This is a genomic window from Flaviaestuariibacter flavus (assembly GCF_004337505.1).
GTDB classification, from domain to species: domain Bacteria; phylum Bacteroidota; class Bacteroidia; order Chitinophagales; family Chitinophagaceae; genus Flavisolibacter; species Flavisolibacter flavus.
In genome coordinates this window covers 14,764-36,189 of sequence record NZ_SJZI01000046.1, presented here as the reverse complement: position 1 = coordinate 36,189, position 21,426 = coordinate 14,764, and the positions used below count along the sequence as shown (strand labels likewise).

17 protein-coding genes are annotated in these 21,426 nt (G+C 59.9%); 6 read left to right on the top strand and 11 right to left on the bottom strand.

What is annotated here, in order from left to right; translation table 11 throughout:
• Positions 1–180 precede the first annotated feature (180 nt).
• Positions 181–2,481 carry a PAS domain S-box protein gene (locus EPD60_RS12685; RefSeq protein WP_165871536.1) on the bottom strand — a complete coding sequence of 767 codons (2,301 nt, stop codon included), beginning with the start codon at positions 2,479–2,481 and terminating at the stop codon, positions 181–183.
• A 133-nt stretch (positions 2,482–2,614) separates the two neighbouring features.
• Here EPD60_RS12685 and EPD60_RS12680 point away from each other — a divergent pair, with 133 nt between their 5' ends.
• Together EPD60_RS12680 and EPD60_RS12675 are read left to right on the top strand one after the other, a co-directional pair.
• A complete protein-coding gene (locus EPD60_RS12680) occupies positions 2,615–3,208 on the top strand; it encodes a hypothetical protein (protein WP_165871535.1) in 594 nt (197 codons plus the stop codon).
• A gap of 53 nt (positions 3,209–3,261) precedes the next feature.
• Entirely contained in the window at positions 3,262–3,708 is a 447-nt protein-coding gene (locus EPD60_RS12675; protein WP_131449880.1) for a hypothetical protein, read from the top strand.
• Between the two features lie 154 nt (positions 3,709–3,862).
• Here EPD60_RS12675 and EPD60_RS12670 read toward each other — a convergent pair whose 3' ends face one another.
• Positions 3,863–4,963 (bottom strand): hypothetical protein, encoded by a 1,101-nt coding sequence (locus tag EPD60_RS12670; RefSeq protein WP_131449878.1) that lies wholly within the window; start codon positions 4,961–4,963, stop codon positions 3,863–3,865.
• A gap of 179 nt (positions 4,964–5,142) precedes the next feature.
• Here EPD60_RS12670 and EPD60_RS12665 point away from each other — a divergent pair, with 179 nt between their 5' ends.
• The gene (locus EPD60_RS12665) at positions 5,143–7,827 is read left to right on the top strand and encodes a DUF7619 domain-containing protein (protein ID WP_131449876.1); all 2,685 of its coding nucleotides are present in this window, start codon (positions 5,143–5,145) and stop codon (positions 7,825–7,827) included.
• Between the two features lie 53 nt (positions 7,828–7,880).
• Here EPD60_RS12665 and EPD60_RS12660 read toward each other — a convergent pair whose 3' ends face one another.
• Positions 7,881–8,831, bottom strand: a complete 951-nt coding sequence (locus EPD60_RS12660) for an aldo/keto reductase (RefSeq protein ID WP_131449874.1) — start codon at positions 8,829–8,831, stop codon at positions 7,881–7,883.
• Positions 8,832–9,044: 213 nt separating this feature from the next.
• On the opposite strand from EPD60_RS12660, the gene EPD60_RS12655 reads away from it, so the two are divergent.
• From EPD60_RS12655 to EPD60_RS12645, 3 genes are all read left to right on the top strand, one after another.
• Positions 9,045–9,437: a DUF3471 domain-containing protein gene (locus EPD60_RS12655; protein WP_131449872.1), complete on the top strand. Its 393-nt coding sequence runs from the start codon at positions 9,045–9,047 to the stop codon at positions 9,435–9,437.
• Between the two features lie 174 nt (positions 9,438–9,611).
• The gene (locus tag EPD60_RS12650; RefSeq protein ID WP_131449870.1) at positions 9,612–10,373 is read left to right on the top strand and encodes an IS5 family transposase; all 762 of its coding nucleotides are present in this window, start codon (positions 9,612–9,614) and stop codon (positions 10,371–10,373) included.
• A 108-nt stretch (positions 10,374–10,481) separates the two neighbouring features.
• Positions 10,482–11,429, top strand: coding sequence for an alpha/beta hydrolase (locus tag EPD60_RS12645; protein ID WP_131449868.1), 948 nt, complete (start codon positions 10,482–10,484; stop codon positions 11,427–11,429).
• Positions 11,430–11,582: 153 nt separating this feature from the next.
• Here the strand turns inward: EPD60_RS12645 and EPD60_RS12640 are convergent, their stop codons facing one another.
• From EPD60_RS12640 to EPD60_RS12605, 8 genes are all read right to left on the bottom strand, one after another.
• Positions 11,583–12,287: a sulfite exporter TauE/SafE family protein gene (locus tag EPD60_RS12640; protein ID WP_131449866.1), complete on the bottom strand. Its 705-nt coding sequence runs from the start codon at positions 12,285–12,287 to the stop codon at positions 11,583–11,585.
• A 228-nt stretch (positions 12,288–12,515) separates the two neighbouring features.
• Positions 12,516–12,953: a FixH family protein gene (locus tag EPD60_RS12635; RefSeq protein ID WP_131449864.1), complete on the bottom strand. Its 438-nt coding sequence runs from the start codon at positions 12,951–12,953 to the stop codon at positions 12,516–12,518.
• A 129-nt stretch (positions 12,954–13,082) separates the two neighbouring features.
• Positions 13,083–14,519 carry a cytochrome c oxidase accessory protein CcoG gene (ccoG, locus tag EPD60_RS12630; RefSeq protein ID WP_131449862.1) on the bottom strand — a complete coding sequence of 479 codons (1,437 nt, stop codon included), beginning with the start codon at positions 14,517–14,519 and terminating at the stop codon, positions 13,083–13,085.
• 216 nt (positions 14,520–14,735) lie between these two features.
• Complete coding sequence (locus tag EPD60_RS12625) at positions 14,736–15,635, bottom strand: cbb3-type cytochrome c oxidase N-terminal domain-containing protein (RefSeq protein ID WP_165871534.1); 900 nt, start codon at positions 15,633–15,635, stop codon at positions 14,736–14,738.
• A 13-nt stretch (positions 15,636–15,648) separates the two neighbouring features.
• On the bottom strand, positions 15,649–15,825 hold the full coding sequence (locus EPD60_RS12620; RefSeq protein ID WP_131449858.1) for a CcoQ/FixQ family Cbb3-type cytochrome c oxidase assembly chaperone: 177 nt from the start codon (positions 15,823–15,825) through the stop codon (positions 15,649–15,651).
• A 5-nt stretch (positions 15,826–15,830) separates the two neighbouring features.
• Positions 15,831–18,032, bottom strand: coding sequence for a cytochrome-c oxidase, cbb3-type subunit I (ccoN, locus tag EPD60_RS12615; protein WP_131449856.1), 2,202 nt, complete (start codon positions 18,030–18,032; stop codon positions 15,831–15,833).
• A gap of 100 nt (positions 18,033–18,132) precedes the next feature.
• Positions 18,133–18,318: a cbb3-type cytochrome oxidase assembly protein CcoS gene (ccoS, locus tag EPD60_RS12610; protein ID WP_131449854.1), complete on the bottom strand. Its 186-nt coding sequence runs from the start codon at positions 18,316–18,318 to the stop codon at positions 18,133–18,135.
• Positions 18,319–18,750: 432 nt separating this feature from the next.
• Positions 18,751–21,183: a heavy metal translocating P-type ATPase gene (locus tag EPD60_RS12605; RefSeq protein ID WP_131449852.1), complete on the bottom strand. Its 2,433-nt coding sequence runs from the start codon at positions 21,181–21,183 to the stop codon at positions 18,751–18,753.
• Between the last annotated feature and the right edge of the window lie 243 nt (positions 21,184–21,426).

The window sequence follows — 21,426 nt, the reverse complement described above, 5'->3', positions numbered from 1 at the left end:
CATAATCGTCATTGCGAGCGAAGCGAAGCAAACTCCAAATTTCCGCAGGGTGGTCGCAGACGTAAACACCTTTGAATCGAAGCTTCTGCTGGTTACAGTCAGTCTTCAGGTCAGGGAGTTTGCTACGCTCGCAATGACGTCCAGAGCCTCGCGTCGCGAGGCTCTGGACGTTTCCGGTTTTCAGCGTGCCTGCAGCGGCAGCGTAACAATAAACGTAGCCCCCTCCCCTTCCTGGCCTTCGGCGCTGATGGTGCCCCCGTGCCGGCTCACGATCTTCTGGCAAAGCGCGAGGCCGAGGCCCGTGCCTTCGTAGCGGTCTTTGGGATGCAGGCGGGTAAAGGTCTTGAAGATGCGCTCGCGGTTGGCAGGCGAGAAGCCGATGCCGTTGTCGGCAACCGAGATGCGCGTGGCGCCCGGCAACGCTTCGGCGCTGATGCGCACCTGCAGCGGGCGGCCCGGCGCCGCAAACTTGAGCGCGTTGTTGAGAATGTTGTAAAAAAGCTGGTAGAGCAGCGTCGATGAGCCGGGAAGCACCGGCAGGGGCCCTGCTTCAATGCGGGCTTCTTTGTCGGCGATCAACACTTCGAGGTCGGAACGGATCTGGGCAATGATCTCGTTGAGATCTACCTGCCCGGCAGCCTGCTCGCCCTCACTGATGGACGAATAACGGAGCACGCCCTCGATCATTGTATACATGCGGCGGGCCGCGTTGCGGATCTTTTCGAGATAGGCCTTCGCCCGCTCCGGAAGCTCGGCGCCGAACTCGTGGGAGAGGCGGCTTTCGAAGGTGGCGATCTTGCGCACCGGCTCCTTCAGGTCGTGCGAGGCCACATGGGCGAACTGCTGCAGGTCGTCATTGGAGCGTTGTAGTTCTACGGTACGTTCCGCCACCAGCCGCTCCAGTGTATTGGCAAAGGCTTTCTGGTCGTGAATGTCGGTGCAGGTGCCAAACCAGCGGACGATGATGCCCTCGTCGTTGCGTACCGGCGTTGCCCGTGCCAGCAGCCAGCGATATTCGCCGTCGGCACGGCGCATCCGGTATTCCACCTCGTAATAAGCACCGGTGTCGAGGCAGTGGTGCCATACCAGCTGGGTGCGCGCTACATCCTCGGGGTGCAGCACCAGCGACCAGCCTTCGCCTTTCGTTTGCTCATAGCTGAGGCCGGTAAACTCGTACCAGCGCTGGTTGAAGAAATCATGGTAGCCCGTAGCGTCGGTGGCCCACACGATCTGTGGCATGAAGTCGGCGAGCAGCCGCAGCTGCGCCTCCGAGTTCCGGAGCGCCTCTTCGGCGGCCCGCTGCTCGGTGATGTCGGTGTGCACACCTACCCATTCGCGTATCGACCCGTCATCGGAAAGGATGGGGATGGCCTGTATCGAATAGCGTCCCCAGCTGCCGTCGCGGCGCCGGAGACGGTGCTCAAAAACGAACTTCTTTTTCGCGCGCACGGCGTCCGTCCAGGCCTCCACGGTAGGCTGCGCGTCGTCGGGGTGCACGGCCGTGGCCCAGCCGAAGCCTTCGTACTCGGCCTGCGTCTGCCCGGTGAGCGCCGACCAGCCGGGCTGCTCGCCCACCATCCTGCCTTCGGCATTGTTGGTCCAGAGTACGCCCTGCACCGCGGAAATGGCCGCGCCGAAGCGCTGCTCGGAAGCGCGGAGCCTTTCTTCCGCCAGCTTCTTGCGGGTGATGTCCTGTATGGTGCCGCTGAAGCGGTAAGCCACCCCATTGTCGAAATAGGATTTGCCGATGGCCCGCACATAACGGGTGCCGCCGTCTTCGGGATGAACGACGCGGTACTCGATATCGTAGTTGCTGTGCGCCGGGTCGGTAATGGTGCGCGTGATGGCGGCCACTACGCGGTCGCGGTCGTCGTCGTGTATCGCCGCGATGGCGAACTTCATGTCTACATCTTCCTGGTCGGCCGGCAGCCCGAAGAGCTCGCGGGTGCGGCGGTTGCTCTTGAGAGTGAAGTTGCGCGGATCGACGTTCCAGTAGCCCAGGTCGGCGGCGGCAATAGCCGACTGCACCTCGTCTTCGGCGATGCTGCGTTGCTGGCGGGCCAGCACCTGTCCGGTAACATCGGTAGCAAGCAGCATAACGCCGGTGATGGTGTCCTGCTCGTAAAACGGCGTGTATTCCGTATTGAAGTAGCGGGTGTCGGCCACGCCGCCGGGTCGCTCGAAGCGGGTAGGCAACTGAGTGCCGCGGTACGGGATGCCCGTATGCAGCACCTGCCGCATCAACTCGGGAAAACCTTGCGTGCGCAATTCCGGGAGTACCTCAAAGATCGGCTCGCCGATGACTTCGCTGCCGACCTGCCAGAGCTCCAGCGCCGCCGGGTTGGCCTCGGCTATGCGCAACTCCTCGCCCAGCAACACGGCGATGACCGCCGACGACTGTTGTATCAGGTTGCGGAAGCGCGCATCGTCGTTTCCGAACAGGCTTTTGGGTTGAGGATCCGTCTCCGCTTTCTGTTTCATGCAGGCTAAGGGTTGCGCCGTCACGATTGCGTTGCGGCAAAGCCGAAAGTAGGCTAAAACCAACAAACGCCTCCTGAGCACCGCCGCGGCAAAAAGCCGGAAAGCTATCTTCATACCTACCAAATAGAATGCGATGCGAAAACTCCAGCTCCTGCTGCTGTTGCTGTGCGGCTCCGTCGCTATGGCGCAGGACAGCACCCTGTTCCGGCTGCTGCTCTCCGACCGGTCTAACTTTGAGTTCCTGAAATCATCAGGGTGGAAACTACCCCGGACACTCGTGGTGGCAGATAGCACCATAGCGTGGTGCGCCGGGCCCTTCTGGATCAATGGTCTTGATACCGCCACCTACGCCACGCTGCTGCAGTGGCGGCGCGATGAACACCATCCCTTTAACCGCTTTGTGCCGGAGGAGTTCCCCGGATACATCTCCACCTTACCTGAAATGCAAGCCTTGCAGCGGGCAGTTGGAAATGCGCGTCCCCGCCCGCTAAGGCTGTCGGGCGCAGGCTACGCAACTTCTGCGAAAGCAAAAGCAGCGCCCCTGCGGATTGAAATTTCGGAGCCTGTGTACAGCACCGACAGACGCTATGCCTTCCTGTCGGCCGCCATCATCCTTCGGTCTGCCGACCCGCAATGGAGCGACCAGTGGGCCGTACTGCTCGCAGTTTTTTATTCCGACGGAAAAACGTGGCGCAAAGCGTCCGCCAAAGGCATGCTGATCCTGTAGGGCACGATGGAGCACGACGAAGCACGTCGCTCTTTCCCGACTATCTTTACCCGATGTCCAACCAACCAAACGAAGCCCGCATCGAGCAGGACCTCAACGAGCTGATCCAATACCTGGTCGGTTTTTGTGCCGACCTCATTGAAAAGTATGGCGAGTTCTTTCCGGTAGGTGCGTATCTCGATGTCAGCGGCGGTCTGGTACCCCTTGGCGTTTATGAAGGCAACGAGCAGCCGGAGAGCGCAGCGGTCATTGCGCAATACCAAAAAGTTTTCGGCAAGCTCGTAGCGCAGGGCAGCGCCACCGCCTGGGCCATTGCCTGGGATGCACGGGTCACCGGCGAAAATTATCCCGAAGGCACCGACGCCGTTGTGCTCGACACCTGGCACGGCCTCGCCAAAAGACAGGTGCAGTACACCTTTCCTTACCATCTCGAAGAAGGCATCGCCACCTTCCCTGACAACTGGTGGGGCGTGTACACGGATGAAGAGAATATTCAATAATCAACGATCAATTTTCAAGGCACAAGTACTAACCCAATTGAACATTGCGCATTGAACATTAAGTATCGAACAAGCAAAGCCCGGGCACAATCACCCGGGCTTTGCCACTTCGATATTCGATATTCCTTATTCGTTATTCGATATTCATTTTTCCTCACGCTTCCGTGCCGATCGCCTTGGTAGCGCGTCCAAGCTCGTACTCCGACTGAATGGTGGCGGCTGTCTTGCGGTATTCGGCCACCACTTTCTGGGTGCGCGGCATGCGCTTCGCCGCCTGGATCAGCACACCGGCTTTTTCGTAATCGGATTGAATACCGCGAGCGGTGTTGAGCAGCGAAAGCCAGAAGGCTTCGTTATTTCCGGCTTTATCGGCCAGCATTTTGAGCACGCCGGCCTTTTCATAATCGGAGCCGATGGTGGCGGCTACGGGCAGCAGGGCGTCGGGAGCGATGCCGGGGCTGACAGCGGCGGCCTTCAGCACGCGCGCCTTCTCATAGTCCGACTTGATGGAGGTGGCCACCGTCATCACTTTGGGATACCAGGAAGCGTCGACCTTCTGGCGGAAGGCGGCCTGCAGCACATTGGCCTTCTCGTAGTCGGAGCCCATCGTAGAAGCTGCGTCGAAGACAGCGGGCAGCGCGGTGGCGGCGGCGGCGGGGCTTTCCAGCAGCTTCTTCAGGAGCACGCCTTTTTCATAATCGGATTCGATGGTGCGGATACGGCCCGCCAGTGACGACCAGTTGTCGGGCGTAAGCGCGGGCTGCTCCATGGCTGCCTTGAGGTACAGGCTGCGGACGTAATCGCCGGGCAGGCGGTCCACTTCTTTCATCAGGGTGTTGAAGCCTCCTTTTGCATAGATGCGGGCGGCGCGCTCTTTGGCGCCTGCGCCGCTGCGGATCACGAGGTCGACGAGCTGCTTCATCAGGGGCGCGCATCCGGCCGACAGCTGCGCGCTGGCCGTGCCGCCGTTGCAGCGGTATTGCAGGGCGCCCGAAGCGTCGGCCGATACTTCGAGCTTGTTGTCGCCGTTGCGGAAGCGCAGGCGCGAGCCCGGCGTAAGCCGCTCGATCGCCGTCTCGGCCTCGTTGAACACGAGCTCGCCCTTATAGGTAAGGTCAAGGTCTTCCTTGTTGTTTTCGATGATGATCTGCGTTTCTCCGTTATGGTTGCTGATGGAGGTGCGGCTGCCCTGGGCGCCGCAGGCGAGGCCCTGGAAGGCCATCAGGACGGCGAAAAGAAGTTGATTCGCTTTCATGGTGATGAAGTTCGTGCGAAAGGCGCAAAGCGCGAAGCACATCGGGGCAAAATGTGGGGAGCGGCCGGATTTATGGGATGAGCCGCCGCAAAGCAGAATTTTGCCAGCCTCCGTATATTTAGACGGCCGGGCAGCAGAACCCTGCTGCCTGCTGTCTGCCTAACTAACCAAACCGCTTTATGAAGCCAAACCAATTGCTGCTGCTCATCTTGTTCCTATGCGGTACGTGGACCACAAGGGCACAGGTACCCCAGGTTCGCTGGGAACGACACTATGCCGACATGGGCATCGTCTATGGAAACACCGAGCTATCGGTTCCCCCGTTGGCGCTCCCCGATGGCGGCTACATCTTCGGCTTATCGGAAATTCGCCAGCCCAATAACCCTATTGCCGGCCGGCAGCAAGACGTTGTGCTGACCCGGGTGGACTCGATGGGGCAGGTAGTTTGGAAACGCAGCTTCGGCGGCTCGCTCGTAGAAAGCGGCATTGTGTTGCTGCAGCGCGCCAATGACGGCAATTTCCTGTTTGCCGTCTCCAGCAATTCCACCGACGGCGACGTGGCAGGCAATACCGGCAACACCGGCAATATCTGGATCGGCAAATTCAACGCACAGGGACAACTGTTGTCACAAAAATCTTTGCTATCCGACGGCGTGGGAGATTCCCCCATGAGCCTTGCACCACTCAGTGACGGCAGTGGCTACCTGATGACAGCGCAATTCAATTACTATGCGCAATCCGGCAGCACCGCAGGCCAGTGCGATCCCAACAATCCATCCAGCTATAAGTTCCTGAAACTGGATAACAACTTCAACGTCCTGCTTGAAAAATGTATCCCGGTATCCACCACCTACGGCCGTCCGGCTTTTGTGGTGGAACCCGCTACCCCCGGCAAATACTTCTTTCTCGCGCTGGGCGACCCCTATAATTGCCAGACGCCCCTAGGCCCCTCGATCTCGATGATCAACGATACGATGGGAACGATCTGGACCCAACCCCTTAGTGCCTACACGCAAACATCGGGGCATTTGCTTTCCACTTACCGGCCGCTCCGCCAGAACGCCAATAGCTTCCTGTTCGCCTCTTCATCCTGTACGGGCTTTGCTTCCACCCCCCCGGCGCCACGGGTCTTTAAGATCGATACCCTGGGCAACCTGCTGTGGGTTCGCGAAAACCACCGCGGCGGGGCGCTTTATTCATTTGCCGACGCAGGCGATGGAAGCAGCTTTTATGCATACCGGGCAGGTTCCAACTCAATCATCGACACACCGACCCTGGTTCGCCTGAGCTATGCCAATGGTACCGAGTTGGGCAGCCGGCCGCTGACCGTCTCCTTCCTCGGCGGCGGCGGCAACTTCAGCGATATGCGCGACTACCGCCTGCTCCGCACCAGCGGCGACCGCACCTATTACTGGGGCTATGAACACCAGTCGCAGCTCACCAACATATCCATCTACAATATCTCGATCCTCTACGGATGCTTCGGCGCCACCAACCGCGTTACCGGATCGGTGTTTCTCGACCTGAACGGCAACGGATCGCGCGACCCTGGCGACGAATACCTGCCTTACCAGAAAGTGGTGGCCCGCAAGGCAAACGGCATCGCCACCTTCGGCTACACCGACGCCAAAGGCTATTACACCATCAATACGGATACCGGCCGCTACGAACTCTCGCTCGAGGCTAACCTCGATGCAGGAGGAAACCACGTGGTCAACCGCCCGGGCTTTAGCTTCTCCGATACGCTGCACTTCGCGGCCGCCCCCGAATGGGATAAGTTCGATGTGTCGACCACCCTCACACCGCTCTCCCTTGCCCGGCCCGGCTTTGAGGCAACCTACCTGGTAACCTACTCCAACCTGACTTACAATGGCTCTTCCTCCGGGTCGCTCCGCTTTGTAAAGCCGGCCCGCAGCACCTTCGTGCGCAGCTCCCGCACCCCGGCCACCAATGTTGCCGACACCATCACCTTCAATTACTTCAACCTGCAGCCGCTACAGTCGGACACCTTCAGCATCATCATCCGGTTCAACCCGCCGCCGGCACTCAATTTCGGCGACACGGTGCGCAGCAGCATCCGCATCGTGCAGCCCCGCGCGCAGATGGAACTGGCCAACGACTCGATGACCGTGGTGCAGCGCGTGCTGGGCGCCTACGATCCCAACGACAAGCGCGAAATACACGGTGGCCGTATTTCTACGGCCCAGGCGGCGGGTGGCGAGGCACTGACCTATACGATCCGTTTTCAGAATACGGGCAACTACCCCGCGGCCACCGTGGTGGTACGCGACACCCTCGGCGCCGGCATCGATCCGTCGAGCCTCAAAATGCTGGCCGCCAGCCACGCCTACCGCCTCACCGTCACCAATGGCAACGAGCTGGAGTGGGCCTTCGACTATATCAACCTCCCCGACTCCTTGCACAACGAGCCGGCCAGCCACGGCTATATTACTTTTTCGGTGAAGCCCCGCGCCGGTATCGCGGCGGGCGACGTGATTGCCAACAAGGCGGCTATCTATTTCGACTACAACCCGCCGGTGATCACCAACAACGAGCTTACCACGGTGTTTACAGCCGTGACGACCGCGGTGCCCGGCCTCGAAGTGCGCACCCTGTCCATCGTAGCCGCGCCCAACCCGGCGGGCAATGTGCTGCAGCTCCGCGTGGAGAGCGACCGGACCTACAACAAGGTTCCTGTAGAAATACGGGCGATGGACGGCACGCTTGTAACACAGGCCCGTGTATCGTTGCGTCGCGGCCTGAACCTGGTCGCGCTACCCATCAGCCACCTGCCGGGGGCGGCATACTGGGTGCGTGTCCAGGCCGGGGGACAGACCTTCAGCACGAAAGTGGTGAAGCAATAAATCGCATGTCTCTTATATGCAAAAGCCGGGATCTTGGATCCCGGCTTTGTGTTTTAATAGTTGCTCGCCTCCTTCAGCTCCTGCAGCGCCGCCTCGTCGAGCCGTAGTTCTACGGACCGCAGCAGCTCCTGCAGCTGCATCGTGCCGGTGGCACTGGCGATGGGCGCCGTGATGCCGGGCTGGGCCATCGTCCAGGCGAGGGCTATGGTGGCGGGATCGGATCCGTAGCGCGCCGCCACGCTGTCGAGCGCCGCCAGGATGCGAAGGCCGCGGTCGTTGAGGTACTTGCCTACGATACCGCCACCGCGCGGGCTCTTGGCCGCGTCTTCGGGCTTGCGGTATTTACCCGAAAGAAAACCGGAGGCCAGCGCATAGTAGTTGATCACACCCATCCCGTGCTCCCGCACGATGGGCAGGTACTCGGTTTCGAAGCGCTCCCGCGCATAAAGGTTGTATTCGGGCTGCAGCACGCTGTACACCGGCAGGCCGTTGGCCTTCGAATAACCGATCGCCTCGCGCAGGCGCGCCGGGCTGAAGTTGGAGGCGCCGATGGCCTTCACCTTGCCCTCGCGGATCAATTCATCGAAGGCTTCAAGGGGCTCGCTGACGGGCAGGCTTTCATCATCGAAGTGGGCCTGGTAAAGGTCGATCACGTCGGTGCGGAGGCGGCGCAGCGAAGCCTCGCAGGCGCGCTTCACGTAGGCTTTGTCGAGGCGCTTGCCTTCGCCCATATCGGAGCCCACCTTTGTGGCGAGCACGATCTTGTGGCGACGCCCGCCCTGCGCGAGCCAGTGGCCGATGATGGTCTCCGACTCACCGCCCTTGTTGCCGGGCACCCAGGTGGAATAAGAATCGGCCGTATCAATGAGCTGCAGGCCCGCATCCACGAAGGCGTCGAGGATGGGAAAGGATTCGGATTCGCTGACGGTCCAGCCAAAGACGTTGGTGCCAAGGGCCAGCGGCGCGACGCGGAAAGAAGTATGGCCGAGGGGGCGGAGTTGCATGGTTAAAAGTTTGCGGAAAGTTAGGGACGGGCGTCTTCGGCAAGCTCAGGTGGTGCTGTTCGGGCGACTTCTCGCAGAGGGCGCAGAGCGTTTCGCGCGCTCTGCGAGAAAACCTTCGCAGGAAACACCCACTCACCGGTAACCCACTGCTTCCACCCGGCGTCTAACGACCGGCTGCTACCCGGATCATTAAACCGGGGCGCCAAAACCACCATGAAAAAAATTTTACTTGCCGCCTTCGCTTTTGCCCTCTCGCCCGTTCTCTTTGCACAGTCGCCCGGAGGGCTGAAGCCCGGTTCCGTGCCGGTGAGTAACTCCGTCATTACCGCCGTATCTGCGCCGCTGGCGGCCGCGTCCGACACCGCGCGGCTGGCGGCTTATGCCGGCACCTACAGCTGCCCCAACTTCCACCGCAAGATCACCATCCGCGTAAAAGACGGCACCCTCGAAGCGGAGGCCACCGGCCAGGGCAGCATACTGCTCGATGCCCTGGACGACAAAACCTTCCGCTTCGACGGGGCCGATGTGACCCTGGAGTTCGACGCGAAGGCGAAGACCATGAAGCTGACCCAGCACGGGAAGGAGCTGCTGTTTACGAAGGAGTAGCAGGGTTATTTTCCGCAGCGGGCAGGGAGCGTTTCGCAGCGTGCGCGGAGTATGTTCTTCGCTTAGAGGCTGTCTAAAATTAGTTAGTTGGTTTTCAGTATGTCTGGTTTGAGCTGATCCAAAGGAAAAGGGCGTCTTGCTTGCTGATAGAGAGGTGAACAAACATTGGTTACAATGCAAACTCTGTATCAGGTGCCTGACGCCCTTTGGAATAAAGTAGCTACAATATTTGAGCCGAAGGTACGCCGGCGCAAGCGCTCCCTTCAGGTGATCCTGAGCGGTATTATCTACCTGCTGCAAAACGGCTGCAAATGGCGGTCGCTTCCACCGCAGTATGGCGATTACCGGCTGGTATGGTACTATTTGAACAAGTGGGCACGCTACGGAGTGCTGGACCAGGCCCTGCATATTCTGGGCATCCAGCTGCGGCGCCGTCAAGGCAGAAGCGGCGAGCCTTCGATGCTGCTCATTGATGCCCAGTCGGTGAAAACCGTTGCCGGATCGGGCGATGAAGTAGGTTATGATGCCGGAAAAAAGGTCAAGGGCCGCAAGCGCCACCTCGCCGTCGATACGCAGGGAACGGTCATGGCTGCCGGCGTTACTTCGGCTTTTGTTCATGACAAAACAGGTGCCCGTGTGCTGCGTGATGATGTGGAGGACCGTCCTTCGGTGCGCACTATTGTCGCCGACGGCGGCTACGAGGGCACCCCACCCTTCACCGCCTCAGGCCGTATCCGCTGGATCCTGATTGCGCGCAGGCACACCCACCGGTTCTCGCCCCTTCCGGTGCGCTGGGTGGTGGAAAGAACCTTCGCCTGGATCATCAACTACCGAAGACTCGCAAAAGACTATGAAAAAACCATCCTCATGTCCCGCGCTATGCTCGTGATGTGCGCCATCCACATAACCCTCAAAAAACTAATGACTTATTTTTAGACAGCCTCTTACAGTTTCTGGAGAATATCCTAGAGATCCCACGGTGTCCCGGAACAAGGCAACGGGAGAGCTGCAGGCAGCGGAGGCCCGGGCGCTTATCTTTAAGCCATGCGCCGCCGCCTTCTTCGCCGTACCGGTATTGCCCTGCTCCTTTTATTTGTGTTGCTCAACCTCGTTGCGGCGATGCACGCCTGGCGTTTCACGCACTTCCAGGAAGGTGCTGTTGCAAAAACGCCCGAGCGGGGCCTGAGCTTTACGCAAAAGCTGGGTGTGCTCTTTCTTGGCGCGCACAATCCACGCCCCCGCAACATGGCGGTGCCCGACACGGCCTTCCAGCGCGTGCAGATCCTTAGCGACGCGGCACTCGAAGCCTGGTGGGTACCCGTGGCCCGCCCGCGCGGGTCGGTGCTGCTCTGTCATGGCTACGGCGGCTCCAAGGGCGGCATGACCGACAAGGCTGCCGCCTTCCGCGCCATGGGCTTCAGCACCCTGCTGCTCGACTTCCGCGGTGCCGGCGGCTCGCCCGGCAACCAGTGCACCATCGGCTGGAGCGAAGCCGTAGAAGTACGGGACGCCGCGCGCTGGATGCGCCGGCAGCAGCCCGGACCTATCGTGCTCTTCGGCACCTCCATGGGTGCGGCCGCCATCATGCGGGCGCTGGCCACCGACAGCCTGGGCGCCGCCGCCATCATCGTGGAATGCCCTTTCGGCACGATGACGCAAACCGTAAAGAATCGCTTCCGCACGCAGGGTGTACCCGCCTTCCCGATGGCTTACCTGCTGCTCTTCTGGGGCGGCGCCGAGAACGGCTTCAACGCCTTTGCCCACAACCCCGAAGACTATGCCGCGCACATCCGCACCCCCACCCTACTGCTCTGGGGTGACAAAGACGAAAAGGTAACGCGCGAAGAGACCGAGGCCATCTTCGGAAGACTCGCCGGCCCCAAGGAGCTGCATACCTTCCCGGGTGCCGGACACGAGAACTACCTGCGCCGCTATGCACCGGAGTGGAAGCAATACACGGGCCAGTTCCTGGAGCGGTATATCGGGCAATAGGGGTTGATTTCCCGCAGAGGGCGCACAGCATTTCGCAGAGGGCACAATGCCTGTTCTGCGCTTACAGTTTTTGCGAATGTCCTACAGGTCCCATGCCCTCCCACAGCCTGGGCAGTGGGGGCTGCAGGCCCCGGGGTGTAGCCGAACAGATGATTAGTGACATCCAACGCCCCCGGCGGTGGCTTCCGCAAATCGCGGGCTCAGGTAGGGAATGCCCAGGTTCATGCCGCGGAGCACCAGCAGCAGGCCCATCAAACCCAGCGCCACCGGCGCCAGCCGGCGCAGCCTGGTGCGTACCATCGGCCCCAAGGCCGCGCCCCAGAATACCATCAGCAGCATCGCGGGCAGGGTGCCCATACCGAAGAAGGCGAGGAAGAGCCCGCCTTTCAAAACGGAGCCGGTCATAAAAGATGTGAGCAGCGCCAGGTACACGGTCCCGCAGGGAAGCAGGCCATTGAGCAGGCCGATGCTGAATACCGAGGCATAATTATGTTTCTGAAAGAGCCCGCCGAGCGCGCTCCGCAGCTTCAGGAATGGCTTCGCCGTGGCGCCCGCGCCCTCCAGCCGTTTTTGCCCGCCAAAGAGATAGAGCAGCAGCAACAGCCCGATGCCGATGGAGAGGCCGCGCTGCCATTCGGAACGCAGCAGCACCTCGCCGAATGATCCCAGCACCAGCCCGAGCACCGTATAGGTAGTAATACGGCCCGCGTTGTACAGCAGCCCGCCCTTGAGACGGCCCGCCATATCCTGTTGCGGCAGCGGCAGCGACAGGGCCAGGGGCCCGCACATGCCGAGGCAGTGGAGGGAGCCGGCGGCACCCATCAAAAAAGCGGTTACGATTATTTCGGGGGTTGACATCTGGAAAAGGTTTTAGAGGCTGTCTTTAAATAACTCCTGGAGCAACCATGGAAATAGATCCTGATCGCGGGCGATCAGGATGACAAGCGGAACGAGGGATGACACCAGGCGGCCCGCGGTGCAGCTCCCGGATTCGGAATACAACCCGGGCCGCCTTTCAAGAACCCGGACTCCTGTCATCCTGATGCACAGCATCAGGAACTAAAACCTGCGCTTTGGAGCCAGCTTTTAGTAGCGCACCGTCTGTTCATCAAAGTATTTCTTCCCGCCCGCTTCCCACGCCAGCTTTACCGTATAAATACCGGGGGCCACGCGTGGCAGCACGAGGGTATAGTCGCGGCCGGTGACGCTGATGTCTTTGCGTACGTCAAGCGCGGCATCGGAAGGGCGATAGAGATAGATATGACCCTTCCAGGCGGTGCCGGCAAACTCTTTAGGTAACTGCAGCTGCAGGGTGCCGGTGGTGGGCGTGTACCTGGGCGGTGCCGACAAGTTGGCCGCGGCGGCCTTCTGGTCGATCACCTCCTGGTATTTGAGCTCCTGCTCGTAGTAGTTGGCGGTCACCAGCTCCACATCCTGCGAGCTGGCTTTGAACACGAGGGCGAGGATGCCGATGACGAAGAGGATGTAGATGGCCGCGATCTTGTAGCCCCAGGAGATTTGCATATTTCAAGATTTTTGAATTGTTCGGTGTAAATGTTTCGACCTCCGGTGTCTGATTTGTTTGGCGATCGATGCATGTTTGATTTTAGTCCGGTACACCCCGATCTGAGATCCGACATCTGGGATCTGAGATCAATACCCCGGTCCGAAAAACGTCGTCTCCACCTTTCTTATCCGCTTGTCGCCTTCATACACCCCGATCACGATCGGTGTTTTGCGGGCATGGATGGCGCTGCGCGGGATCTTGACGAAGAAGGGCGTCTGGAAGTAGGCTTCCTTCAGGGCGACTACGTTGGTGCCGATGAGGCCGATCTCGCCGGGAAGGTTTTCCACCTTGAGGGTGATAGGAATATCGCGGCGGGTCTTGTTGGCCAGCTTGATGCTGTACATGTTGCTCAGGCGGCCGTCGGCCTGCGTCTGGAAGATCTGGCCGGCGGTGCGGAGGATGGTGGCATCCACGTCGCGGCGGGTAACGAGGAGCGTCACCAGCACGCCGAGCAGCAGCACCAGCAGGGCCGAATAGGCGCGGGTGCGGCCGGTAAACAACTTCTTGTTGCCGCGGGCGATGTTCTCTTCCGAGTCGATGCGGATGAGACCGAGGTCGCGGTTAATTTTCGTCATGATGTCGTTGCAGGCGTCGATGCAGGCGGTGCAGTTGATGCACTCCAGCTGGGTGCCGTTACGGATGTCGATGCCGGTGGGACAAACACGCACGCAGGCGGCACAGTCGATGCAGTCGCCGGTGTCGAGGGTCCCGGCTTTCTTCAGCTTGCCGCGTGGCTCGCCGCGGGTGTAGTCGTAGGCCACCACCATGCTCTTGCGATCCAGCAGCACGCCCTGCAGGCGGCCGTAGGGACATACCACGATGCAGGCCTGCTCACGGAACCAGTAGAACACGAAAAAGAAAACGGTGGTAAAGCCGATAAGCGTGGAGAAGGTAACGGGGTGCGCGCCGATGCCGTCGTGTACCATCTTCACTACGTTCTCCATCCCGATCACGTAGGCGAGGGCCCAGTTGCCGATGATGAAGGAGATGGCATAGAACACGGCCATCTTAGTGACACGCTTGCGGATCTTGAAGGCGTTCCAGGGCAGCTCCTTGAGTTTTTTCTGAGCGCTGGCATCGCCGTCGAGCCAGTATTCGATCTTGCGGAACACCATTTCCATGAACACCGTTTGCGGGCAGGCCCAGCCGCAGAACACCCGGCCGAACACCACGGTAAACAGGATCACGAACACCATGAAGGTGAGGAAGCCGATGGCGAAGATGAAGAAGTCCTGGGGCCAGAATATCTGTCCGAAGAGAATGAACTTGCGCTCCACCACGTTGAACAGGAAGAGCGGGTGCCCGCCCGACCTGATGAAGGGCAGCGAGAAGAAGATCGTTAGGTATACCAGCGAAGCCAGCGTGCGCAGGTTGTACAGTTTGCCCTTCGGCTTTTTCGGAAAGATGAAGCGGCGCTTGCCGTCGCCGTCTACCGTGGCGATGGTGTCGCGGAAGGACTCGTCGCGGGCGCCGGTGAAGGCTTGGGGTGTCGTATAGGTTGTATGCGTTTTGTTCGTTTCCATGATGCTGGTGTCGGAAAGAACAAAGGTCAGTCTTGCTAATGGCGCAAGTCCTGACCTTCAGAACAACAAAACCTAACATTCGTCATGCCGCCTTCGGCGGAGAGAAAGAACGCGGATTTTTTATGATTTGTTATGATGAATGCGGATTTCGGTACCGGCATCCGCGTAAATCATAAGCGATCTGCGTATCCCGCGTGCGGGATCAGCGTTCCTTCTCTATTTCGCGGCCACCGCATTACTGCTATCCTTCGCAGCAACGGGCGCACCCCCCTCCTTATACTCCTCGCCTTGCGGTGCCTTGCCATTGGCGGGCTTGCTGCCGCGGAGCGATTTTACAAAAGACGCGATGTTCTTGATCTCGCCGGGCGAAAGCATCTTTTGCCAGCTTTGCATGCCCTTGTCGGGGTAGCCGTACTTGATGGTCTTGAACACGTCGTTGATGGAGCCGCCGTGCAGCCAGTAGTCGTCGGTGAGGTTGGGACCTACACCGCCTTCGCCGTTGGAGCCGTGGCACATAAAGCAGTTCTTCAGAAAGACCTCCTTGCCCTTGGCGATGCCCGCGGCGTCGGCCATAGTGACGGTCTTTTCGTCCACGTTATCATTGGCCAGCTTGCGGTAAGCCTCGATGTCGAGTGCTGCTTGCTTCATCTCGGCGGCATACTCCTGTTCGGGGTTCATCCCGGAGCCGTAGGTGTAATAGACAAAGTAGGCTACCGACAGCACGGCGCTGATGTAGAAGCCCCATTTCCACCAGGGCGGCAGCGAGTTATCGAGCTCGCGGATGCCGTCGTATTCGTGGTCGAGCAGGTGCGCTTCTTCCTGGTCGAGCGGGATCGACCTGGTGAGGGTGCGGTGGTTGAGGTCGCTCCACCACTGGCGCAGGGTGCGGGGGGCGGCTTCTTCTTTCGGGTTGATGAGGCCGGCCATGCGGCGCATCACGGGCAGCAGCACCAGGAGCAGGAAGAAGAGCACGTCGAGCAGCAGGTAGCCGTTGATGGACGAGCCGGTGGTTTCTTTCAGTTGTACCGCGGTGCCGTCTTCGGCCCGGGCGATGAGGCCGGCGCCCAGGGTGGCGGCCAGCAGGAGGCTATAGCGGAGGCAGTTATTGCGTTTCATGAGCGTCGGTAGTTTAGAGGGTTCCGTCTTCGAAGGGCTGTGCGGCGAGCTCTTTGGCATGATCGCGGGTCATGATCTTCACGAACCACAGCATGCCCACAAAGACAGCGAAAAAGAGCACCATGGAAATGACCGGGTAGATATCGATCCCCTGGATCGTTTCGGCGTATTGCTTGATGAACTTGAGCATGGCATTTACTTATTGAGTGCGATGGGATTTTTGGTGGTGTCTTTCCTGCTGATGTCGGTGCCGAGGCGCTGCAGGTAAGCGATCACGGCGATGATCTCGCGGTCGGCCGGTACGTTGATCGAGTCCTTCTTCAGGTTGGCCTGGATGCCTTTGGCCTGCGTAGTGAGGTCGTTCACGGCCTGGCGCTCGTAGCCTTCAGGGTAGGGCACGCCCAGCTTCTGCATGGCCCTGATCTTCACCGGCGTGGTACCTACATCGAGCGAGCGACGCACCAGGTGTGCGTAAGACGGCATCACCGAGCCCGTGGAGATCGACTGCGGGTCGTCGAGGTGGTTGAAGTGCCAGGTGTCGCTCTTGCGGTTGTTACCGGCACCTTCACGGGCCAGGTCGGGACCGATGCGCTTGGAGCCCCACTGGAAGGGGTGGTCGTACACGAACTCACCGGCCTTCGAGTATTCGCCGTAGCGCTCCGTTTCGGAACGGAAGGGACGGATCATCTGCGAGTGGCAGACGTAGCAGCCTTCGCGGACGTAGATATCGCGGCCCTGCAATTCGAGCGGCGTATAGGGTTTCACCGAGGCGATGGTGGGGATGTTGCTCTGCACCATAAAGGTGGGGATCATTTCCACGGCACCACCGATCAGCACTACGATGAGGGTGAACACGAGCAGCGGCGTGGGGCGGCGCTCGATCCAGCGGTGCCAGTGCTCGCCTTTGTGCTTCTTGTATTCTTTCACCAGCGCGGGGGCTTCGGCGGCTTCGTTGGCCAGCAACTTGCCGCTGCGTACGGTCTTCACCAGGTTGTACACCATCAGGATGGCACCGGCCACGTACAGCGCACCGCCAAAGCCGCGGAGGGCGTAGAAGGGCTTCATGTAGGTAACGGTCTCCAGGAAGGAATACTTCAGCTGGCCGCTGGGGGTGAACTGCTTCCACATCAGCGATTGCATGATGCCGGCCCAGTACATCGGGATGGCCCAGAACAGGATGCCGAGTGTAGCGATCCAGAAGTGCGCGTTGGCGAGCTTCTTCGAGTACAGCTCCGTGCGGAAGATCTTCGGCAGCAGCCAGTAGAGGATGCCGAAGGTGAGCATGCCGTTCCAGCCGAGACCGCCAACGTGTACGTGGGCCACGGTCCAGTCGGTGAAGTGAGAGATGGCGTTGACGTTCTTCAGCGACATCATCGGTCCTTCGAAGGTGGCCATACCGTAGGCGGTAACGGCTACCACGAGGAACTTGAGCACTACGTCTTCGCGCACCTTATCCCAGGCACCGCGCAGGGTGAGCAGGCCGTTGATCATACCGCCCCAGCTGGGGAAGATGAGCGTGAAGGAGAACACGATGCCGAGCGATTGCGCCCAGTTGGGCAGCGCGGAATAAAGCAGGTGGTGCGGGCCGGCCCAGATATAGATGAAGATAAGGGCCCAGAAGTGAATGATGGAAAGCTTGTACGAATACACCGGGCGGTTGGCCGCCTTGGGCAGGAAGTAGTACATGAGGCCCAGGTAGGGCGTGGTGAGGAAGAAGGCTACGGCGTTGTGCCCGTACCACCACTGCACCAGCGCGTCCTGCACACCAGCGTATACCGGGTAGCTTTTCATGAACGACACCGGTAGTTCTACGGAGTTGACGATGTGCAGCACGGCAACCGTGATGAAGGTGGCGATGTAGAACCAGATGGCCACGTAGAGGTGGCGCTCGCGGCGCTTCAGGATGGTGATGAACATGTTGAGGCCAAACACCACCCAGATGACGGTAATGGCGATGTCGATGGGCCATTCGAGCTCGGCGTATTCTTTACCCGACGTGTACCCGAGCGGAAGCGTGATGGCGGCGGCCACGATGATCAGCTGCCATCCCCAGAAGTGGATCTTCGAGAGCTTGTCGCTCCACATGCGCGTTTTAAGCAGGCGCTGGATGGAGTAGTAGTAGCCCATGAAGATGCCGTTGCCCACGAAGGCGAAGATGACGGCGTTGGTGTGCAGCGGGCGGATGCGGCCAAAGCTGAAATATTCACCCAGGTTGACGGAGGTGGGGAACACCAGCATAAGTGCCGCCCAGAGGCCGGCGAGCATGCCTACTACGCCCCATACGGCCGTGGCAAACGCGAAGTTGCGCACGATGGCGTTGTCGTAGTAGAACTGCTCTCTTTGAACGGTTGCGGTGCCTTCAACGTGCACCGCGGCTTCCTGTCGGATCGTTTCCATGAGAAAAAGAAGGGTTTAAGAAGTTTTAGCGGTTTTGATAGGTAAACGGTGTTAGCTGCTTGTATTGACGCCAGCGTCGATATTCGTTATTCGATATTCGTTATTCGTTATCCGTTATTCGATATTCATTATTCGGTATTGCCGCAGGAGTATCGTCGAAGAGCATGCGTACCGAGGGTGTGTAGTCGTCGTCGAACTGGCCCTTGCGCACGCTGATGATGAAGAGGTAGAGAAAGGTGCCGGCGACGATCACGGAGAGCACGACCAGGACGATTAAGACACTCATGTTGTTGCTTGAAGACACAAAACTCGCTTTTACAATTCCGTGACGCGGTGAGGCGGCTCAAAGGAAAAGATGACGTTCGTCAGGTGGATGAGAGAAGCATGGAATACTTGAATACTGGAGTACTTGAATAATGGAGGAGTGAGGGTGAGGCACGAGGGAATGAGGTAATGAGGGAGGACGAACCCGGCTCCGCTTTGCGCAATGGGCGAATGCTGTTGGTAGCTCGCGAAGCGACGGCCTTCGGCCGTCATTGCGAGCGAAGCGAAGTAAACTCCCCGACCTGAACGCTGACTGGAGCCAGTAAGAGATTCAATTCGCAAAGTCGTCTTGCCCCGATCACCCTACGTAAAGCAGGAGTTTGCTTCGCTACGCTCGCAATGACCGCTTTGCGGTCGCTTCGCGCGCTACCAAACCACTTCGCGTCGGCTTCGCCTACCGAAAGACTTTCCGAGCCACCCAGCCCGTTGCCAGGGTAGCCAGCGTCACAATCGAGATCGAAGAAACAGGCATCAGGATCGCCGCCACCATCGGCTTCATAGCGGCTTGCACGGCGATGGAAACGCCCACAATGTTGTAGCAGATGGAGAGGATGAAGGAAGCCGTCACCACGCGCTTGCCGCTGCGGGCATAGGCGAGGAAGCGCTCCACCAGGCGCACGCCCGGGGCGTCGAGGATGGCGTCGCAGGCAGGGGTGAACTGGCCCGTGTTCTCCGTCACGGCGACGCCGGCGTTGGCTTGCATCAGCGCGCCGGCGTCGTTGAGGCCGTCGCCCAGCATCAGCACGGTTGCGCCGCCGGCCTGGAGCAGTTTGATATATTCAAGTTTCGATTGCGGCGTGTGGTTGAAAGCCAGCGTAACATTATCACCCAGTAGTTCTACAAGTCGCTCCCGCTCGGCGTCGTTATCACCCGACAGCAGGTGCACCCGGTAGTCGCGTTGCTGCAGTGCCGCCACCAGTTCGGGCACACCGGCGCGGTAGCGGTTGCGGATGCTGAAACAGCCGCGCACCGTGCCGTCAAAGGCAATCCATACCTCCATGCCTTTCCCTTTCGCCATGCTGCCGTTGACAAAGGCAAAGGACCCGAGCTTCAGCTCCTGCCCCGCCAGGCGGGCGACAAGGCCTTTACCCGTTACTTCTTCAAAAGCATCGAGGGGCAGCGCTTCGGCGCCCTGTGCCAGCAGCTCGCGGGCCAGCAGGCGGCTCAGGGGATGCACCGATTCTTTGGCAAGACTGTATACGGCGGCGCGCTCTGCATCGGAAAGCGGCTTGCCGGTGAAGCTGATATCGGCGGCATCGGCGCAGGTGAGCGTGCCGGTTTTGTCGAGCACCACGGTATCCACCTTTGCCAGCGACTCGATCACCGAGGCGTTCTTCAGGTAGAGGCGCCGCCTGCCAAAGTGCCGCAGCATATTGCCGAACGTAAAGGTGGCCGACAGCAGCAACGAGCAGGGACAAGCCACGATGAGCGCCGCCGACACGGCCGGCAGCACGTTGGCGGGATTGACGATACTCCAGAAAAGTCCCGCGCCGGCGGCCACCGAAAACAGGGCCAGCGTGAAGTAGCGGCTCCACGGGTGGATAAAGCTCTGCTCCGTATGCTTACGGCTGCCGCCTTCGTTGTTATTCCAGAGTTGCGTGATATAGCTCTGCGAAACGGTCTTCACCACCTCCAGCTCGATGCGGCCGCCCGTCTGGCGGGCACCGGCATATACGAGTTCGCCCGAGCGCTTGTGCAGGGGCGTGTTTTCGCCCGACACGAAGCTGTAGTCAATATAGCCTTCGCCCCGGCGCAGCACCGCATCTGCGGGCACCAGCTCGCCATGGCGCACCACGATGCGGTCGCCGGCTTTGAGGTCGGAGATGGTGCCGGGCTGTTCGGCGCCTTCCACGAGGCGCGTGATGCCCAGCGGGAAATAGGATTTATAGTCGCGGTCGAAGGAAAAGGCGTCGTAGGTCTTGTTTTGAAACCAGCGACCCACGAGCATGAACAGCACGATGCCGCTCATAGAGTCGAAATAGCCGGGACCTGCGCCGCTCAGCACCTCGTACACGGAGCGCGAAAAGGTGATGCCGATGGAGAGTGCAATCGGCGCGTCGATGTTGAGCATCTTCTGGCGCAGGCCCTGGAAGGCCGAGATGAAAAACCCGGAGGCGCTGTAAAAGAATACGGGCAGGGCCAGCAGCAGGCTCACGTAGCTGAACAGGTGCTTGAGCGACTCCTGCTCGATCTTACCCGAAGCGAAATAGTCGGGAAAGGCCAGCATCATGATATTGGAAAAGCAGAAGCCTGCCACCCCGATCTGGTACCAGGCTTTGCGGCTGACCGTTTTCGCCCGCTTCTTGTCGGCGTCGCCGAGGCGGATCTCGGGCTCGTAGCCCACGAAGGCCAGCAGCTCCACCACCTGCCGCAGCGACACCTGCGCCGGGTCGAAGGCGATGAACAGCTCCTTGCGCCCGAAGTTGACCGTGCTGTGGAGCACGCCGGGGCGGATGGCGTGGAGGTTTTCGAGCAGCCAGATGCAGGAGGCGCAGTGCATCTGCGGCAGGTGAAACTGCGCGTGGCTCTGGCGACCATCGGTAAAGCGCAGCAGCTGGCGCTGCACATCCTCGTTATCCAGGTAGGCAAACCGATCCGAGCTGAACTTGCCGCGCACCCTGATGCCGGGCGTCTTGCTCAGGTCGTAGTAGTTGCAAAGCCCGTTCTCCTGCAGCAGCCCATACACAAAGCGGCAGCCCTCGCAGCAGAAGAAGTGGTCGTCCTGCGGCAGGCTGCGGTCGCAGGCCTCGCCGCAGTGGTAGCAGCTCACCGCCGCGGGGGCGGGGCTGAGCACGGGGGCTTTCGGAGGTGCTTGGGTAGTGGGCATGAGGGGGACGTATCAGGATGCAAAAGTCTTTTTTGGAAAGGCGGGAAGCCGTGAGACGGCTCAAGGCAAAGGATGATTACGGTCATATTCCGCGACGGCAGAGAGCAGGAACGCTGATTCCGCAGGCGGAATACGCAGATCTTTTATGATTTACGCAGATGTCGGTACCGAAATCCGCATTCATCATAACAAATCATAAAAAATCCGCGTTCCTTCTCTCCTAGCGCCGGCCGGCGTACTTTT

Excerpts from the sequence above, each read along its gene's own strand:
- EPD60_RS12685 (WP_165871536.1), bottom strand. The coding sequence starts at position 2,481 with ATGAAACAGAAAGCGGAGACGGATCCTCAACCCAAAAGCCTGTTCGGA.
- EPD60_RS12680 (WP_165871535.1), top strand. The coding sequence starts at position 2,615 with ATGCGAAAACTCCAGCTCCTGCTGCTGTTGCTGTGCGGCTCCGTCGCT.
- EPD60_RS12675 (WP_131449880.1), top strand. The coding sequence starts at position 3,262 with ATGTCCAACCAACCAAACGAAGCCCGCATCGAGCAGGACCTCAACGAG.
- EPD60_RS12670 (WP_131449878.1), bottom strand. The coding sequence starts at position 4,963 with ATGAAAGCGAATCAACTTCTTTTCGCCGTCCTGATGGCCTTCCAGGGC.
- EPD60_RS12665 (WP_131449876.1), top strand. The coding sequence starts at position 5,143 with ATGAAGCCAAACCAATTGCTGCTGCTCATCTTGTTCCTATGCGGTACG.
- EPD60_RS12660 (WP_131449874.1), bottom strand. The coding sequence starts at position 8,831 with ATGCAACTCCGCCCCCTCGGCCATACTTCTTTCCGCGTCGCGCCGCTG.
- EPD60_RS12655 (WP_131449872.1), top strand. The coding sequence starts at position 9,045 with ATGAAAAAAATTTTACTTGCCGCCTTCGCTTTTGCCCTCTCGCCCGTT.
- EPD60_RS12650 (WP_131449870.1), top strand. The coding sequence starts at position 9,612 with ATGCAAACTCTGTATCAGGTGCCTGACGCCCTTTGGAATAAAGTAGCT.
- EPD60_RS12645 (WP_131449868.1), top strand. The coding sequence starts at position 10,482 with ATGCGCCGCCGCCTTCTTCGCCGTACCGGTATTGCCCTGCTCCTTTTA.
- EPD60_RS12640 (WP_131449866.1), bottom strand. The coding sequence starts at position 12,287 with ATGTCAACCCCCGAAATAATCGTAACCGCTTTTTTGATGGGTGCCGCC.
- EPD60_RS12635 (WP_131449864.1), bottom strand. The coding sequence starts at position 12,953 with ATGCAAATCTCCTGGGGCTACAAGATCGCGGCCATCTACATCCTCTTC.
- ccoG (WP_131449862.1), bottom strand. The coding sequence starts at position 14,519 with ATGGAAACGAACAAAACGCATACAACCTATACGACACCCCAAGCCTTC.
- EPD60_RS12625 (WP_165871534.1), bottom strand. The coding sequence starts at position 15,635 with ATGAAACGCAATAACTGCCTCCGCTATAGCCTCCTGCTGGCCGCCACC.
- EPD60_RS12620 (WP_131449858.1), bottom strand. The coding sequence starts at position 15,825 with ATGCTCAAGTTCATCAAGCAATACGCCGAAACGATCCAGGGGATCGAT.
- ccoN (WP_131449856.1), bottom strand. The coding sequence starts at position 18,032 with ATGGAAACGATCCGACAGGAAGCCGCGGTGCACGTTGAAGGCACCGCA.
- ccoS (WP_131449854.1), bottom strand. The coding sequence starts at position 18,318 with ATGAGTGTCTTAATCGTCCTGGTCGTGCTCTCCGTGATCGTCGCCGGC.
- EPD60_RS12605 (WP_131449852.1), bottom strand. The coding sequence starts at position 21,183 with ATGCCCACTACCCAAGCACCTCCGAAAGCCCCCGTGCTCAGCCCCGCC.